The following is a 15,906-nucleotide window of genomic DNA, read 5'->3' as shown; positions in this document are numbered from 1 at the left end:
GATCCGTGCTGTGACACGCGGACACGACCCGGAAAAGCGGCGTTCCGCCGGGTGCCGCCGTTACCGTGACTCTATGGCGGGCCGTACCTCTCAGGCGAGCCGGCGGCGCGGCGCGTCGCCACGTGGCTCCACGAACAACCGTGCCCGGCAACCGGCGAAGAAGGCGGCGCGCAAGCCCGCCCGGCGGCGACCGGCCCGCGGGCCGAGCCCGGCGGCGTTCGTCGGCGGCGCGGTCAACGCCCTGTGGATGGGGCTGGCGCACTCGGTCGGGTGGGCGTTCCGGGCCGCCGGCCGGCAGGCCGCGTCCACCCGGGACCTCGACCCGGAGCACCGCCGCGACGGCGCCGGTCTGTTGCTGTTCGGGCTGGCCATCCTCGCCGCGGTCGGCATCTGGGGCGGTGGCGCCGGCCCGGTGGGCCGGCACCTGGCCGACACCGTGCGCCTCTTCGTCGGGGCGATCTCCATCGTGCTGCCGGTGCTGTTGATGGTCGGCGCGTGGCGACTGATGCGTACCCCGGTCGACCCGGAGCACCGCGGGCGCGGCCTGGTCGGTTGGGGTTCGATGCTGTTGGCCACCGCCGCGATGCTGCACATCGGGCAGAACCCGGTCGACGAGGTCCAGCGCGACTACGCCGGCGGCCTGGTCGGCGCCGGGGTGGGCGAGCTGCTGAAGTCCGCGGTGACCGCCTGGGTGGCGATGCCGCTGCTGATCCTGCTGCTGGTGTTCGGCCTGCTGGTGGTCACCGCGACCCCGATCAACCGGATCCCCGAGCGGCTCGGCCTGCGCGCCGACCCGGGCGCCCCGGAGGCCGTCGACGAGTCCGACGAGGTCGAGGCGCCGCCGAAGCCGGCGCGCAGGCGGCCGGCGAAGCGGCTCCCGCCGCCGCTCGACCCGGCGGAGCTGGACCCGGACGACGAGCTGGCCGGCGTCGACCTCCAGGACACCATCGTGCTGCCGCGCAAGATGCCCAAGGTGCCGGCGAACCGCAAGCCGGCCGAGCCGCCGGAGCACTCGCCGCTGCCCACCCGCGCCGAGCAGCTCGCGCTCACCGGGCTGGCCGGCGACTACACGCTGCCGCCGGCCAACCTGCTCGGCGCCGGGGCCGCGCCGAAGACCCGCAGCAAGGCCAACGACGAGGTGATCGCGGCGCTGACCGGCGTCTTCGAGCAGTTCGACGTGGACGCCGCGGTCACCGGCTTCACCCGGGGCCCGACCGTCACCCGCTACGAGGTCGAGCTGGGGCCGGGTGTCAAGGTCGAGCGGATCACCCAGCTCTCCCGCAACATCGCGTACGCGGTGAAGTCCCCGGACGTGCGGATCCTCAGCCCGATCCCGGGCAAGAGCGCGGTCGGCGTGGAGATCCCGAACACCGACCCGGAGAACGTGTCGCTCGGCGACGTGCTGCGCTCGCGCGCCGCCACCAGCGACCACCACCCGATGGTGGTGGCGCTCGGCAAGGACATCGAGGGCGGCTACGTGGTGGCCAACCTCGCGAAGATGCCGCACATCCTCATCGCCGGCGCCACCGGCGCCGGCAAGTCGTCCTGCCTGAACTCGCTGCTGGTTTCCATCCTGACCCGGGCCACGCCGGACGAGGTGCGGCTGCTGCTGATCGACCCGAAGCGGGTCGAGATGACCGGCTACGAGGGCATCCCGCACCTGGTCACACCGATCGTGACCAACCCGAAGAAGGCGGCCGACTCGCTGGAGTGGGTCGTGCGCGAGATGGACATGCGCTACGACGACCTCGCCGCCAACGGGGTCCGCCACATCGACGACTTCAACCGCAAGGTGCGCAACGGCGAGATCAAGGCCCCGCCGGGCAGTGAGCGGGAGATGCGGCCCTACCCCTACCTGCTGGTGATCGTGGACGAGTTGGCCGACCTGATGATGGTCGCGCCGCGCGACGTGGAGGACTCGGTCGTCCGGATCACCCAGTTGGCCCGTGCCGCCGGTATCCACCTGGTGCTGGCCACCCAGCGTCCCTCGGTGGACGTGGTCACCGGCCTGATCAAGGCGAACGTGCCGTCCCGGCTGGCGTTCGCCACCTCGTCGCTGGCCGACTCCCGGGTCATCCTCGACCAGCCCGGCGCGGAGAAGCTGCTCGGCCGCGGTGACGGCCTGTTCCTGCCGATGGGCGCGTCGAAACCGGTGCGGATCCAGGGCGCGTGGGTGACCGAGCGCGAGATCACCGACGTGGTCAAGTTCTGCAAGGACCAGCGCGAGCCGGAGTTCCGCCCGGACGTGCTCGCCCCGGTACAGGACAGCAAGAAGAAGATCGACGAGGACATCGGCGACGATCTCGACCTGCTGGTGCAGGCGGTCGAGCTGGTGGTCACCTCGCAGTTCGGCTCGACCTCGATGCTGCAGCGCAAGCTGCGGGTCGGCTTCGCCAAGGCGGGCCGGCTGATGGACCTGATGGAGACGCGGGGCGTGGTCGGCCCGTCCGAGGGTTCCAAGGCGCGTGACGTGCTGGTCAAGCCGGACGAGTTGGAAGAGGTCCTGGCCGGCCTGCGCGGCGGCGACTGACGTCGGACACGACGCGGGCCCGCCGGAACACCGGCGGGCCCGCGTGACGTGGCGGCCTCAGTTGGCGAGGACGGCGTAGCTGATGATCATGCCGAGCACCGCGCCGGCCACGCTGGCGGCGGCGGCGTACCAGCCGAGCGGCTTGTCGCCCAGCACCGCGCCGACGATGCCCAGCACGAGGCCGACCAGGCCGAACAGCGGCGGCAGGATGAAGATCGCGATGGCCGCGAAGACGAACGCGATGATGGTGCAGATCCGCGCGGCGCCGCTGCGCGGACGGGCGGTGGCGTGGACATCGGCCATGGGTTCCTCCGTGGGGTGATCTCTCTCGGTGAGCTGCGGATCACCTACCCCGACCGTGCGGCCGTCCAAACCGGATCGCGCATCGATCAGTGGAAGAGTTTCAGGCCGACCACGCCGGCGACCACCAGCAGCAGACTGGCGATCCGGGGCAGGTTCGCCGGCTCGCCGAGCGCGAACATGCCGACCAGTGCGGTGCCCGCCGCGCCGATCCCCACCCAGACCGCGTAGCCGGTGCCGACCGGGATGTCGCGCAGCGCGTACGCCAGGCCGGCCATGCTGCCGATCAGGGTGACCGCGAAGACGGCGGAGGGGAGGGGCGGGTGAAGCCGGAACTGCGGTCCAGGGCGATCGCCCACGCGGTCCTCAGCAGTCCGGAGAGCACCAGCACGATCCAGGCCATGAGTGTCACCTCTGACGGGCGGGCCCGGCCTGTCGCACCGGGCGGTGGTCGTGTTCCGCGGGGCGTCGTGCCTGACCGGGTACGCCCACCACTCGTCCGGGACGGCCCGAGGGCCGTCGTGGCCGACGCTAGCACCGGCCGGGCGGAACCGGGGGCGGGGTGAGAAAGCCCACCATCGCTGGAGTTGACACGGACTTCAGGTTGCACGATGGGGGCATGACCGTGCTCTTCTCCGACGAGGACGTCGCGGCGGCCGTGGACGCCCCGCTCACCGTCGCCGCCATGCGGGACGCGCTGCTCGCCGCGCACGAGGGGCGGCTGATCGCCCCGCCCCGGGCGTCCGCGCCGCTCGGCGCCGGCCGGATGGTGCTCACCGCCGGCCACCTCACCGGCGAGTGGTACGGCTTCCGCTCCTACGACACGTTCGGGCACCCGGAGAGCGGGCAACTCGTCGTGCTGCACGACGCGACCACGGGCGCGGTGCGCGCCATCGCCATCGGCGAGGAGCTGGGCTCGCGGCGCACCGGAGGGCTGGGCGGCGTGGCGGTGGACGCGTTGGCCCGCCCGGACGCCGCCACGCTCGGCGTGGTGGGCTCCGGCCGGCAGGCGTGGACCCAGGTCTGGGCCGCCGCCGCGGTCCGGCCGTTGCGCGAGGTGACGGTGCACAGCCGGTCCGCCGCCCGACGCGAGGCGTTCGCCGCCCGGGTCCGCGCCGAGCTGGGCGTGCCGGCCCGGGCCGTCGGCTCGGCCGCCGCTGCGGTGCGTGACCGCGATCTCGTGGTGATCGCCACCACCAGCACCACGCCGGTGCTGGCCGCCGCCGACCTGGCCCCGGGCACGCACGTCAACACCGTCGGCTTCAAGCAGGTCGACCGGCACGAGTTCGGCACCGACCTGCTGGACGTCGCCGACCTGCTGGTCACCGACTCGCCCAGGCAGGCCGCCGCCTACGCGCCGCCGATGCTCGCCGCCGTCGAGCCGTACGCGGGGCGGCTGCGCGACCTGGGCGCGGTACTGGCCGGCGCGGTCCCCGGCCGGACCGCCGCGGACGAGATCTCGGTCTTCTGCTCGACCGGCCTGGCCGGCACCGAGGTCTTCCTCCTCGACCGCCTCGCCCGGGCCCTCACCGCCGCACGGTGAGAGGGGAACCCTTCTCTACCGCAGGCGTTAACAGGGGGCCCTTCCTTGCACCTGTACCCTCGGATGGTGTCTGATACCTCCTCCTCCTCCGCATCCGACGGGCGCCGGGTCGCCCTGCTGACCCTGGGCTGCGCCCGCAACGAGGTCGACTCGGAGGAGTTGGCCGCCCGGCTGCACGCCGACGGCTGGCAGGTGACCACCGACGGCGAGGGCGCCGACGTGGTGGTGGTGAACACCTGCGGCTTCGTGGAGAAGGCCAAGCAGGACTCGATCCAGACGCTGCTGGCCGCCGCCGACACCGGCGCCAAGGTGGTCGCCGCCGGGTGCATGGCCGAGCGGTACGGGCGTGAGCTGGCCGACAGCCTCCCCGAGGCGCAGGCGGTGCTGAGCTTCGACGACTACCCGGACATCGCGGCCCGGCTGGACGCGGTGGTGGCCGGCGAGGCGATCGACGCGCACACCCCGCGCGACCGGCGCGAGCTGCTCCCGCTGACCCCGGTGCAGCGACGTGGGGCGGCGGTGTCGCTGCCCGGCCACGGCACCCCGACCCGGGTCGCGCCGCAGACCGACGAGCACACCCCCGCGCACCTGCGGCAGGTGCTGCGGCACCGGCTCGACACCGGCCCGGTGGCGTCGCTGAAGCTGGCCAGCGGCTGCGACCGGCGGTGTGCGTTCTGCGCCATCCCGGCGTTCCGCGGCGCGTTCGTCTCGCGTACCCCGGACGAGCTGCTCGCCGAGGCCGAGTGGCTGGCCAAGACCGGCGTCCGCGAGCTGGTGCTGGTCAGCGAGAACTCCACCTCCTACGGCAAGGACCTGGGCGACCCGCGCGCGCTGGAGAAGCTGCTGCCGCAGCTCGCCTCGATCGACGGGATCGTCCGGGTGCGGGCCAGCTATCTCCAGCCCGCCGAGACCCGGCCCGGCCTGGTCGAGGTGATCGCCACCACGCCCGGCGTGGCCGCCTACTTCGACCTGTCGTTCCAGCACTCCAGCGAGCCGGTGCTGCGCCGGATGCGCCGGTTCGGCTCCACCGACCGGTTCCTGGAGCTGCTGGCCTCGGCCCGCGCGCTGGCGCCGGAGGCGGGCGCCCGCAGCAACTTCATCGTCGGCTTCCCGGGCGAGACGAAGCAGGACGTGGCCGAGCTGGTCCGGTTCCTGACCGAGGCGCGGCTCGACGCGATCGGCATGTTCGACTACAGCGACGAGGACGGCACCGAGGCCGCCGGCCTGCCCGGCAAGGTTTCCGCCGGGACGGTCAAGCGGCGCTACGACCGGCTCAGCGCGCTCGCCGACGAGCTGTGCTCGCAGCGGGCCGAGGAGCGGCTCGGCGCGACCGTGGAGGTGCTGGTGGACACCGTCGCCGACGGGGTCGTCGAGGGCCGGGCCGCCCACCAGGCGCCCGAGGTCGACGGGTCGACCACGCTCGTGGCGCCGGACGGCGGCGGGGTCGACCTGACCGCGCTGCGCCCGGGTGACCTGGTTCGGGCTCGGGTCACCGCGACCGAGGGTGTCGACCTGGTGGCCGTGCCGGATGAGATGATCTCGGCGGCGCCCGGCGCGGCACGGTGACGGCGGGCCCGGACGGAGCGGGGAAGCCACGTGGGGCGATGCCGGACATGACCGGGGCGGAGTCGACGGTGGCCGCCCCCGTGCCGCTGCTCAACGCCGCGAACCTGCTGACCGCGGCGCGGCTGGTGTTGGTGCCGGTGTTCGCGGTGACCGTGGTGGCGTCGGGGATGAGCCACGCCGGCTGGCGGATGGCGGCCTGCCTGATCTTCGTGGTGGCCTCCGCGACGGACCTGGTCGACGGCTGGATCGCCCGCCGGTTCGCGCTGGTCACCTCGCTGGGCAAGGTCGCCGACCCGATCGCCGACAAGGCGCTGACCGGCGCCGCGCTGGTGCTGCTCTCCTGGTACGACCGGCTGCCCTGGTGGGTGACCGTGGTGATCCTGGTCCGCGAGCTGGGCATCACCGCGATGCGTTTCTGGGTGATCCGGCACGGGGTGATCGCGGCCAGCCGCGGCGGCAAGATCAAGACGGCGCTCCAGATCCTGGCGATCACCTGGTACCTCTGGCCGATGCCGGCCGCGCTGGCCCCGGTCGGCCCCTGGATCATGGGCGCGGCCGTGCTGGTCACCGTGGCCACCGGCTTCGACTACGTGGCCCAGGCGCTGCGGCTGCGCCGTCCCGCGCGTTGATCCGGGCAGCCGGCGAGTAAGCCGGCGCGACTCGGGAAGAAGGGGCGGTCATGGACGACACCGACGCGCGACACCAGCGGCCCGCCGGCAGCCCGGCGGCCTCCGTGGTGCACCGCCTGCGCGACCGCGGCGAGACGCTGGCCACTGTCGAGTCGCTCACCGGTGGGCTGCTCGCCGCCGCGATCGTGGAGATCCCCGGGGTCAGTTCGATCTATCGGGGCGGGCTGGTGGTCTACGCCACGGAGTTGAAGGCGACGCTGGCCGGCGTGCCGGAGGACCTGCTGGCGGCACGTGGGCCGGTGGACCCGGACGTGGCCGTCGCGCTCGCCGAGGGCGGGCGGCGGCGCTGCGGCGCGGACTGGGGACTGGCCACCACCGGGGTGGCCGGCCCGGAACCGCAGGACGGCAAGCCGGTGGGCCTGGTCTACGTGGCGGTGGCCGGGCCGGCCGGCGCCGAGGTGCGCCGGCTCGACCTCGACGGCGGGCGCGACCACATCCGCACCGCCGCGGTGGTCGAGGCGCTGCGGATGTTCGCCGAGCGGATCCCGCTGGCCCATGCCGCCGAGGCCGCCGACCCGGCGGGCGCCGGCCGGCGATGAGCCCGCCCCGGTGCCGACACGCCCGACCGCGGGCCCGCGGCCCCGGCCGGCCGGCCCGGATTGGACGGGCGGGGTGGGATGTCGTCGTGGCGGTCAACGGGTACGGTTGCGGGAAGGCTCCGGCGGGTGACGCCGGCGCCAGGGCGGCCCGCCGCGCCCGGCGCGGCGGGTGTCGGCACGGGCATGGTGACCCGTCTCAGGGGGAGGTGCGATGGTCCTGCTACGCCGGGTGATCGGTGACGCACTGCGGGCGCGCCGGCAGGGGCAGCACCGCACCCTCCGCGAGGTCTCGTCCGCCGCCAACGTCAGCCTCGGTTATCTCTCCGAGATCGAACGCGGTCAGAAGGAGCCCTCCAGCGAGCTGCTGGCCGCCATCTGCGACGCGCTCGGCGCGCGCCTGTCCGAGCTGCTGCGCGAGGTGAGCGACACGGTCGCCCTGGCCGAGCAGATGCCGGGCGTGCTGGTCCCGGTGGTCGACGAGCCGGTCGAGTCGACCCCGGTGGCGCCGGCCGCCGTGCGCAAGGCGACCAACCGGGAGGTCCGTCAGGTCACCTCCGACGGCGCGGTGGCCGTCCAGGTCCGGCAGGACTCGCCGCTCAAGGCGACGCTGCGCAGCGCCCGGGTGCGCCCCGCGGAGCGCGACGTGGTCTGCGCCGCCTGACCTCGCCGGATCGCGCATGGTCGCCACTGGCGCTCGCATCGTAATGTTGATCAGGGTCGTACGGGTGCCGGAACGGCGTCCGACTGGGACGATGTAGGCGCGACGCTACTGAGGGGACGAGGCGAGGCGGAGATGGCTAACCCGTTCGTCAAGGGTTGGAAATACCTGATGGCGGCCTTCGGCGCAAAGATCGACGAACACGCCGATCCGAAGGTGCAGATCCAGCAGGCGGTCGAGGAGGCGCAGCGGCAGCACCAGGCCCTGGTCCAGCAGGCGGCTGCGGTGATCGGCAACCAGCGCCAGCTGGAGATGAAGCTGTCCCGGCAGATCACCGAGGTGGAACAGCTCCAGGGCAACGCGCGGCAGGCGCTCACGCTGGCCGACCAGGCCCGGGCGAAGGGCGACGAGACCGAGGCGGGGCGCTACGAGCAGTCCGCGCAGATGCTCGCCACCCAGCTGGTCTCCGGTGAGCAGGCGCTGGAGGACCTGAAGACGCTGCACGACCAGGCGCTCAACGCGGCCGCCCAGGCCCGCAAGGCGGTCGAGAACAACTCGATGATCCTGCAACAGAAGCTCGCCGAGCGCACCAAGCTGCTCAGCCAGCTGGAGCAGGCCAAGATGCAGGAGAGCGTGGCCCGCTCGCTGGAGTCGATGTCGTCGCTCACCGCGCCGGCCAGCACCCCGTCGCTGAACGAGGTGCGCGACCGGATCGAGAGCCGCTACGCCACCGCGATGGGTCGTGCCGAGCTGGCCGGCAACTCGGTCGAGGGCCGGATGCTGGAGATCCAGAAGGCGTCGCTCGACTCGGCCGGATCGGCCCGACTTGATCAGATCCGGTCGAGCATGGCCGGCGATCAGCTCGGCGGCCGGCAGGAGCGCCCGGCGGTGGGGCAGCAGGCGTCCGACCCGGCGGCCTCGGCCCGGCTGGACGAGATCCGGGCCAGCATGAGCCGCGAGCATGGCACCGGGGAGAGCACCACCGGCTGACGGACGGGGGAGACCCATGGTGGACGAGCGGGCGCGGCACTTCCGGCGGCTCGGCAAGCTGCGGCGCTCGGCGCGGCGGTGGAGCGTCCTGGCCGGTGGGCTCGGCGGTGCCGCCGCGGTGCTCACTCCGTACGCCGGGCTGGGTCTGCCGGACGCGGCCTGGGCCGGCGCCGCGGGCAGCGCGATCGCGGTGGCCGTCTGGCGTTGGGCCGACCACCGTGCCCTCGCCGCCGTGCCGGCCCCGCCGGCGCTCGACCCGGCGGTGGCCGCCGCCCGTTCCCGCGCCCGGCTGGTCGCCGCCGTCGAGCGGTTGCCGGTCGGCCCCGGCGTCCTCGCCGAGGTCCGCCGGGTCCGGTCCCGCCTCGCGCTGCGCGGCACCGCCGCGGCCGAGCCGTGGGCCCGCCTCGACCGGGCCGCGCTCACCCTGGGCGGGCTGGCCGGGCGGCTGACCGGGCTGGCCGAGCCGGCGGTCCGGGAGGCGGCCGAGGCGGACCGTTCCCTGCGCGAGCTGGCCACCCGGGTGGCCGGCGTGGAGGGCGCGGTGAAGTTGGCGCCGCAGGGGCCGCTCGCCGAGGTGCACGCGACGCTCGTCGCCCAGTTGGAGGACGGCGTGGCCGCCTACGAGCGGCTGGTGGTCGCCGCCGCCGGCTACGTGGCCGAGGACGCCCGCCCGAACACCGCGCACCCGGCCGCCGCCCGCCTCACCGAGGCCACCGATCTGCTGCACGGCGTCGCCGCCGCCTTGGCCGAGCTCCGTACCCCGCTCCGCGCCCCCTGACCGCCCGCGTCCCGTCCTGGCCCGAATCCCGTTCTGCCTGGCCCGTCCTGACTCCTGGCTGGCGGCGCGGTGGTCTCGTCCTGGCTCCGCGCGATTGCGCGCTTGTCCTGGTTTGTCGAGCGGACTCTGCTCGGCCGTTACGTTCTGTGACGCCTTCCCTGAGGCAATGCGGTCAAGACTCGTACCTCTCGGAGTCATGATTATGCCTCTGAGGTATACCGCGCCGAAGTGACGTCTTCTTCGGCGCCGCGTCCCGGCGCGACGCGGGTGCGCTCCCGGCCGGCCCCCGGGAGGCACGCGGCCGGGTCAGTCGGGGGTGGTGACGGGGATCGGCGGCGTCCAGGGGGAGGTGCCGACGACGTTCGTCGCGCGGACCCGGTAGTGGTAGGTGACGCCACGGGCCAGCCCGGTGTTGGTGAAGCCCCGGCCGGTCACCCGGAACGTGGCCGGCTCCCGGGTGAACGCCGCGTCGGCGGCGCGCTGCACCACGAACCCGGCGCCCGGTCCGGCGGGCGTCTCCGCCGACCAGCTCACCGTCACCGTGGCCGTGTCCTCCGACGGGGTGCCCGCGGTGGCGGACACCGCGGTGGGCGCGGCCGGCCGGGGCGGGATGCGCACCGTGGCAACGGTCGACCAGGGTGACGCCGTGCCCAGGTAGGTCGTGCGGACCCGGTAGTAGTAGGTGGTGTCCGGAGCGACGGCCTGGTCCAGATGGTTCTCGCCGACCGCGATCGCCGTGGTGCCCGGCCCGCTGGTGAACGTCGGGTTGGTGGCCCGCTGCACGTCCACGCCGGTGGCGAAGGAGTGGTTGACCCAGCGCAACGCCACCCGGGCCGGCGCGGCCGGCGGCACGGATGCGGTCAGCCGGGCCGGCGCGGTCAGGTGCACCGAGGCCGGCGCGCTGTTGGACCAGGCCGAGCAGCTCACCGCGTTCTCGGCCCGGATCCGGTAGTGATAGGTGACGCCGGGGGTGACCGTCGCGTCCGTGTAGCGGGTGGCGGTGGCGGCCACGGTGAGCTCGGTGCGGCCGGTGGTGAAGGCGCTGTCGGTGGCGCGTTGCAGCCGGTGGCTGGTGGCCTGCGGGCGGCTGCCGTTGCCGGTCCAGGCCAGCGCGATGGCGGGCAGCGCGGTGGCCGAGCCCGGCACCGGCGTCGCGGTCAGCCCGGTCGGCGCCCGGGGTGTCACCCGCAGCACCAGTGGCCGGCTCATGCCCAGGTCGCGCAGCCCCGCCGAGCGGGTCTGCCAGCGGTACTCCCAGCCCAGGTTGACCACCTGGTTGACCACCACGGTGGGTCGGCCGTCGACCGGGCTGACCCCGCCGGCGTCCAGGCGCGCGCCCGCCGGCCGGGTCGGGTCGAGCAGCCGTACGCTGTCGCCGATCGTGAACGGCAGGCTGGGCGGGACGGGGCGCAGCGCCACGACCACGTCCTCCCGGGGGTTGACCCGGACGGTGTCCTTCCACCCCAACTCGCCCGCCTCCGGTGGCCGGAGCGTGCCGTCCCAGCCGACCCGGTTGACCAATTGCACGTCGCAGCCCTCGACGTGCACGGGATGGGTGCGGTCGGCGTCGCCGACGATCCGCCAGAGTTGGGTGCCGTCCGTCGGCGCGCCCACCGGCAGGCTCGGGTCGGTCACGAACAGCACCTCGGTGGCCGGCTCCGTCGGCCCGAGCGGCAGGACGGCCGGGAAGAGCGGACCGCCGACCGGGTGGGCGCCGCCGAGCCGGCCCACCGCCCGGCCGTGCCGGGGCTCGAACACCTGCCCGACCGACTTCACCGACAGCGGCAGCGTCACCGGGCCGGACGCGCCGGCCGGGGTGAACGTCACCGAGGCGGCCCGCGCCGGGACGAGGGTCGGGCCGGCGGTGCGGGTGCCGAACGCCGGGTCGTACGCCGGCTGCGGCACGATCGGCGGCGGCTGGCTCCGCGCGTACGCGCCGGGCAGACGGTCGGCGAGGCGCCCGAGATCATACCGGGGAGCCGGGGTGCCGGTGACCCGGATCTGGAGCAGGGTTCGGGTGTTCGGGCCGTAGCCGGGGTGCGCCGGCGGCAGGCCGCCCGAGGCGGTGCGGTCGGACGCGACCGTGTGGTGGTCGTAGCGGTCGTCGAACCGGGGCAGCGGCGCCGGGCAGTCGTTGTAGAGGATCAGCGTGCTGCCCGGCGGCACGGTGGAGAAGTCCACCAGCACGTCGGCGCGCTCACCGGGGGCGAGCAGCAGCGTGTGGCCGTCCACGTTGAGCACGGTCGGGTCCTGCCGGTCGTACCGGTAGTCGACCGGCCGGTTGGTCAGCACCACCGGGGCCGGCAGCAGGCCGCCCTCGTTGCCGATCTGGACCAGCTCCGGCCCGGCGGCGGCCGGGTCGGGCACGCCGCCGTCCCGCCCGTCGACCGGCCAGTATGCGGGGCGCCCGGGTGCCCGGACCGCCTCGACCATCGGCACCTCGCCGGCGTGCGGGTCGCCCGGTTCGCCGTCCGGCGTCCACATCGGCGCGTCCGAGGCGGCCCGGTAGAGCTGGAGGTTGAGCGCCCGGTCCGCGCAGGCGTTCAGGATCCGGAACCGGTACGCCCGCGGGGCGACCTCCAGGTAGGGATACGCCACGCCGTTGACCAGCGGGGTGTCCCCGTACGCCTCGGGCACCGCCGACGGGTGCGGCACCCCCGGGACCAGCGGCGGTTCGTCCGGTTCGCTCACCGGGTCGTGGTGCGGGTTCGGCACCGGGGCGACCCAGGGGCTCGCGCCGCCGTCCGGGTCGTGGGCCCACGGTCCGTAGTCCCAGCGGCCGGTCGGGTTGGCGCCGCTGAGCCGGTAGGGGTTCTGCCGGGGCTGGTAGACGTGCGGGTGCCAGAGGCTGCCCTTGGCGCCCCAGCGGTCCCGGTCCCAGGTCGGGTCCTGGGCGGCGAGCTGGGCGTCGTCGGGTACGAACGTCTTGTCCTCGATCACCAGCGGGAGTTGGTCGGCGGGGAGCACGCCGTCGTCCACCAGCCGCTCCTCGGCCGGGTCGGTGAGCAGGTAGAGGGCGAGCTGCCCGGAGTAGACGGTGAGTCGAGACAGGCCGAGGGTGTTGTCGTGCAGCCACATCAGCCGGCCGCTCTGGTCGTTCGGGAAGTAGAGCGTGGTGGCGCCCGCGCCGGGGGCCGGCATGTCCGGCACCGGCGTCACGCCCACCCCGACCGGGTACGGCGTGATCTCGCCGGCCGGGGTCACCCACTGCCACGGGTTGCCGGCGCTGGTCCAGCCGGTCCGCGCGCCGGACAGGTGCGGCACCGCCCGGTTCTGCGGGTAGGGCGCGGGGCCGTCCAGCGGTCCGGCGCCGGCTCCGTCGACCGTGCCGTCGACCGGGAGGAACAGCTCGCCCGCCCGGCCGGTGGGGAGCTGGTTGATGAACTTGATCCGCACGGGTCGGCCCCGCCGGGCGAGGATCATCGGGCCGAGGTGCCAGGGCCGGTCGGGCGGGCTCACCGTGTTGTGGCCGGACGCGTCGGTGCCCAGGTTGAGCTGGCGATAGCCGCGCAGCCGGGTGGCCGGCAGGTCCCGGTGCAGGCGCTGCGCGTACTCCTGGAGGCCGATCTCGTAGTAGTCGCAGCCCGGCCAGGTGGTGGTGTCCGGCACGGCGACCGGCAGTCGGGTGCCGAGCCCGGCGGTGGGTGGCCCACCGGGCAGCGGCAGCGGGTCGACGAACTTGCGGATGCCGGTGCCGGGCGTCGGTCGGCCGTCCGCGTCGAGCGTGGGCAGCGGGCTGCCGGCGGTGTTCGGCGCCGGCCCGAACAGGCGCGGCACGGCACCCGGGTCCAGGCTGGCCGGCGCGGCCGGCGTCGTGGCTTCGGCCGGCTCCGGGTCGGCGACGCGGGCGGTGGGGACGGTGGGCGCGGTCTCCTCGGCGACCGTGGCGGCCCGGTCCGGCCGGCCGGGCCGGAGTCTGCGGAACAGCACCATGGCTCTCCCCGGGATCGGGGCGCGCCGGCCGTCACCCCGGCGTGGCGGGCGTACGCGCTGCTGACGATCGGTGAGCGGTCCACCGCAGCATGCGACACCGAGGGCGTGGGAGGGAATTACCCAATCGTCCGTATCTCAGGTGATCTTAGGTGGTTCGTGGAAGTTCCACGTCGGTCCGCTCCGGCTGGCACACCGGGCACCAGTAGGTGACCCGCTCGCCCAGCTCCTCCTTGCGGATGGCCGTCCCGCAGCGCCGGCACGGCTGCGCCCGGCGGCCGTAGACGTAGCTGGTCCCGCCCCGGCGCAGCACCCCGGTCGTGCTCTGCGTCCAGCGGCCCCGGTTGGCCGCGAGCAGCCGCTGGGCCAGCGTGACCGTGCCGGGCAGGTCGGGCACCGCCCGCACCGGCGTCCACGGCGACACCCCGCGCAGGAAGAGCACCTCGCACTTGTAGAGGTTGCCCACCCCGGCCAGGTTGCGCTGGTCGAGCAGCGCCTCGCCGATGCTCAGCTCCGGGTGCCCGGCCAGCCGGCGCACCGCCTCGTCCGCGTCCCAGTCCGGGCCGAGCAGGTCCGGGCCGAGGTGACCGACGAGCGAATCCTCCTCGGCGGTCGGGACCAGCGCCAGCTCGTGCAGGTGGTAGCCGACCGCGACCGCGCCGGGGGAGCGGAGCACCACCCGGATCAGGTGGGCCGGCCGGGCGGTCCACCGTTCGCCCGGCGCGTACGCCCGCCAGGCGCCGTCCATCCGCAGGTGCGAGTGCAGCGTCCAGGCCGCGTCGGCCGGGGCGCTGAGGCGCAGCAGCAGGTGCTTGCCGCGGCTGGCCGACTCGTGGACGGTCCAGCCGGTCAGGTCGGTGGCGGCGAGTTGCGGCACGCGGAGGTCCGACCCGGTGAGGCGGGCCCCGGCCAGCGCGCGATGCAGGACGCGGGCGGTGTTCCAGACGGTGTCACCTTCGGGCACGCCACCATTCTCCCCGACCGAACGAAATTCGCATGTTTCGCTATCTGCACCTATGTTCCCATTCCTCCCGCCGACGGCAAGGATCAGGGAGTTCTGAGGAGAATCCGATGGCCCGTGCCCGACGTACCCTGGTCGCCCTGACCGCCCTGCTCACCCTGACCGCCGGTGTGCCCGGCACGCCCGCGTCGGCCGCGCCACCGGCCGCCGCCGCACCGTCCGCCGCCGCCGCGCCGGGCGCCGAACGGTGGTCCGCCGACCTCGCCGTCGCCGGCGGCGACGACGTCAACATCACCTGGCGGTCCGGCCGCCTGCGGCTGGCCGACCCCCGCCCCACCGCCCACACCCGGCCCGCCGCCGCGGCCGGCCCGGTCGCCGAGGGCATCCTGCTCTCCGCGCCGCGCGCGCTGGACCGGCCCGCCACCCGGGTCCGTGCCCGGCTCGCCGCCCGCACCCGCGACGGTGGCACGGCGACGGCCCAGGTACGTGGCTGGCGGTCCGGCCGCTGGACCGAGTGGCGCGACGCCGCCGAGGCGGTGTTCGACCAGCCGGTCACCCGGGTGCAGTCCCGCGTGGTGCTGACCACCCCGGACGCCACGGCGGAGGCCACCGTGACCGGGCTGACGCTCGCCGCCGACCGCCCCGCCCCCACCGCGGCCCCGCCGGCCGTCGCGCGCACCTACCGGGTGTACGCGACCAGGATCGGCCTCGTCGGCGGCATCACCGCCAACGGGCACACGGTCGGCCCCCGCGACCACTTCGCGGCGCTGCCCACCCGGCGCGGCCTCTCCCCACGCGGGACCGGCGACTACACGGTCAAGGTCTGCACCACCAGCGGCAGCCGCTGCGAGTACGCGCCGGTCTGGGACGTCGGCCCGTGGAACACCCGGGACGACTGGTGGAACCCTCCGGCGGTCCGGGAGAACTGGAAGGACCTGCCGCAGGGGCTGCCCGAGGCGCAGGCCGCCCACCAGAGCGGCTACAACGGCGGGCGGGACCAGTTCGGGCGTACCGTGCGCAACCCGGCCGGCCTCGACCTGGCCGACGGCACGTTCTGGGACGGGCTGCGGCTCACCGACAACGCCTGGGTCACCGTGACGCTGCTCTGGACGGCCGACGGACCGCGGGCCGTGGTCGGCTCCGGGCCGCTGAACCTGCGCACCGGCGCGAGCACGTCCCACCCGAGCCGGGGCCTCGCCGCCACGGCGGCACAGGTGCCGGTCCGGTGCTACGTGACCGGGCAGCGGATCGCCGGAACCTACCGCACCACGACGAGGTGGTACCGCCTCGTCGACGGCACCTACGTCAGCCACGCGTATCTGTCCTCGGTCTCCGGCGGCACCGCCCCCCGCTGCTGAGGCCGCCCGCGCCGGCCCGTCCCGGCGATCTCGCGCCCTCGGCCCGTCCGGCGCGCCTGTCGTG

At 74.8% G+C, this 15,906-nt stretch carries 12 protein-coding genes, 1 pseudogene and 1 riboswitch; of the genes and pseudogenes, 9 read left to right on the top strand and 4 right to left on the bottom strand.

All coding sequences use genetic code 11. The features are described from left to right. Positions 1-73: 73 nt before the first annotated feature. On the top strand, positions 74-2,530 hold the full coding sequence (locus tag O7618_RS17105) for a DNA translocase FtsK (RefSeq protein ID WP_278107094.1): 2,457 nt from the start codon (positions 74-76) through the stop codon (positions 2,528-2,530). A gap of 57 nt (positions 2,531-2,587) precedes the next feature. Here O7618_RS17105 and O7618_RS17100 read toward each other — a convergent pair whose 3' ends face one another. Both O7618_RS17100 and O7618_RS17095 read right to left on the bottom strand, forming a co-directional pair. After that, positions 2,588-2,833 (bottom strand): hypothetical protein, encoded by a 246-nt coding sequence (locus tag O7618_RS17100; RefSeq protein ID WP_278107093.1) that lies wholly within the window; start codon positions 2,831-2,833, stop codon positions 2,588-2,590. 86 nt (positions 2,834-2,919) lie between these two features. Further along, positions 2,920-3,233: pseudogene (locus O7618_RS17095) on the bottom strand (SMR family transporter). A gap of 56 nt (positions 3,234-3,289) precedes the next feature. Next, positions 3,290-3,354: riboswitch (guanidine-III (ykkC-III) riboswitch) on the bottom strand. 95 nt (positions 3,355-3,449) lie between these two features. Here O7618_RS17095 and O7618_RS17090 point away from each other — a divergent pair. From O7618_RS17090 to O7618_RS17060, 7 genes are all read left to right on the top strand, one after another. Beyond that, on the top strand, positions 3,450-4,373 hold the full coding sequence (locus O7618_RS17090; RefSeq protein WP_278107092.1) for an ornithine cyclodeaminase family protein: 924 nt from the start codon (positions 3,450-3,452) through the stop codon (positions 4,371-4,373). 63 nt (positions 4,374-4,436) lie between these two features. Then, positions 4,437-5,939 carry a 30S ribosomal protein S12 methylthiotransferase RimO gene (gene rimO / locus O7618_RS17085; RefSeq protein WP_278107091.1) on the top strand — a complete coding sequence of 501 codons (1,503 nt, stop codon included), beginning with the start codon at positions 4,437-4,439 and terminating at the stop codon, positions 5,937-5,939. Between the two features lie 47 nt (positions 5,940-5,986). After that, complete coding sequence (gene pgsA, locus O7618_RS17080) at positions 5,987-6,568, top strand: CDP-diacylglycerol--glycerol-3-phosphate 3-phosphatidyltransferase (protein ID WP_175441531.1); 582 nt, start codon at positions 5,987-5,989, stop codon at positions 6,566-6,568. 50 nt (positions 6,569-6,618) lie between these two features. Further along, positions 6,619-7,167 (top strand): CinA family protein, encoded by a 549-nt coding sequence (locus O7618_RS17075; RefSeq protein WP_278107090.1) that lies wholly within the window; start codon positions 6,619-6,621, stop codon positions 7,165-7,167. Positions 7,168-7,378: 211 nt separating this feature from the next. Then, entirely contained in the window at positions 7,379-7,828 is a 450-nt protein-coding gene (locus tag O7618_RS17070) for a helix-turn-helix transcriptional regulator (RefSeq protein ID WP_278107089.1), read from the top strand. 132 nt (positions 7,829-7,960) lie between these two features. Beyond that, positions 7,961-8,815, top strand: coding sequence for a PspA/IM30 family protein (locus tag O7618_RS17065; protein ID WP_278107088.1), 855 nt, complete (start codon positions 7,961-7,963; stop codon positions 8,813-8,815). A gap of 16 nt (positions 8,816-8,831) precedes the next feature. Further along, positions 8,832-9,593 (top strand): hypothetical protein, encoded by a 762-nt coding sequence (locus tag O7618_RS17060; RefSeq protein WP_278107087.1) that lies wholly within the window; start codon positions 8,832-8,834, stop codon positions 9,591-9,593. A 306-nt stretch (positions 9,594-9,899) separates the two neighbouring features. On the opposite strand, the gene O7618_RS17055 is transcribed toward O7618_RS17060, so the two are convergent. Continuing rightward, positions 9,900-13,526, bottom strand: a complete 3,627-nt coding sequence (locus O7618_RS17055) for a multicopper oxidase domain-containing protein (protein ID WP_278107086.1) — start codon at positions 13,524-13,526, stop codon at positions 9,900-9,902. 145 nt (positions 13,527-13,671) lie between these two features. Next, positions 13,672-14,487, bottom strand: coding sequence for a DNA-formamidopyrimidine glycosylase family protein (locus tag O7618_RS17050; protein WP_278107085.1), 816 nt, complete (start codon positions 14,485-14,487; stop codon positions 13,672-13,674). Positions 14,488-14,594: 107 nt separating this feature from the next. Here O7618_RS17050 and O7618_RS17045 point away from each other — a divergent pair, with 107 nt between their 5' ends. Continuing rightward, entirely contained in the window at positions 14,595-15,842 is a 1,248-nt protein-coding gene (locus tag O7618_RS17045) for a hypothetical protein (RefSeq protein ID WP_278107084.1), read from the top strand. Positions 15,843-15,906 lie beyond the last annotated feature (64 nt).

Source organism: Micromonospora sp. WMMD980 (assembly GCF_029626035.1).
Lineage (GTDB): Bacteria > Actinomycetota > Actinomycetes > Mycobacteriales > Micromonosporaceae > Micromonospora.
This window is presented reverse-complemented; position numbering and strand designations above follow the sequence as displayed.

Coding starts and splice junctions, on each gene's coding strand:
- O7618_RS17060 (WP_278107087.1), top strand. CDS start 8,832: ATGGTGGACGAGCGGGCGCGGCACTTCCGGCGGCTCGGCAAGCTGCGG.
- O7618_RS17065 (WP_278107088.1), top strand. CDS start 7,961: ATGGCTAACCCGTTCGTCAAGGGTTGGAAATACCTGATGGCGGCCTTC.
- O7618_RS17055 (WP_278107086.1), bottom strand. CDS start 13,526: ATGGTGCTGTTCCGCAGACTCCGGCCCGGCCGGCCGGACCGGGCCGCC.
- O7618_RS17100 (WP_278107093.1), bottom strand. CDS start 2,833: ATGGCCGATGTCCACGCCACCGCCCGTCCGCGCAGCGGCGCCGCGCGG.
- O7618_RS17070 (WP_278107089.1), top strand. CDS start 7,379: ATGGTCCTGCTACGCCGGGTGATCGGTGACGCACTGCGGGCGCGCCGG.
- rimO (WP_278107091.1), top strand. CDS start 4,437: ATGGTGTCTGATACCTCCTCCTCCTCCGCATCCGACGGGCGCCGGGTC.
- O7618_RS17090 (WP_278107092.1), top strand. CDS start 3,450: ATGACCGTGCTCTTCTCCGACGAGGACGTCGCGGCGGCCGTGGACGCC.
- O7618_RS17105 (WP_278107094.1), top strand. CDS start 74: ATGGCGGGCCGTACCTCTCAGGCGAGCCGGCGGCGCGGCGCGTCGCCA.
- O7618_RS17075 (WP_278107090.1), top strand. CDS start 6,619: ATGGACGACACCGACGCGCGACACCAGCGGCCCGCCGGCAGCCCGGCG.
- pgsA (WP_175441531.1), top strand. CDS start 5,987: ATGACCGGGGCGGAGTCGACGGTGGCCGCCCCCGTGCCGCTGCTCAAC.
- O7618_RS17045 (WP_278107084.1), top strand. CDS start 14,595: ATGGCCCGTGCCCGACGTACCCTGGTCGCCCTGACCGCCCTGCTCACC.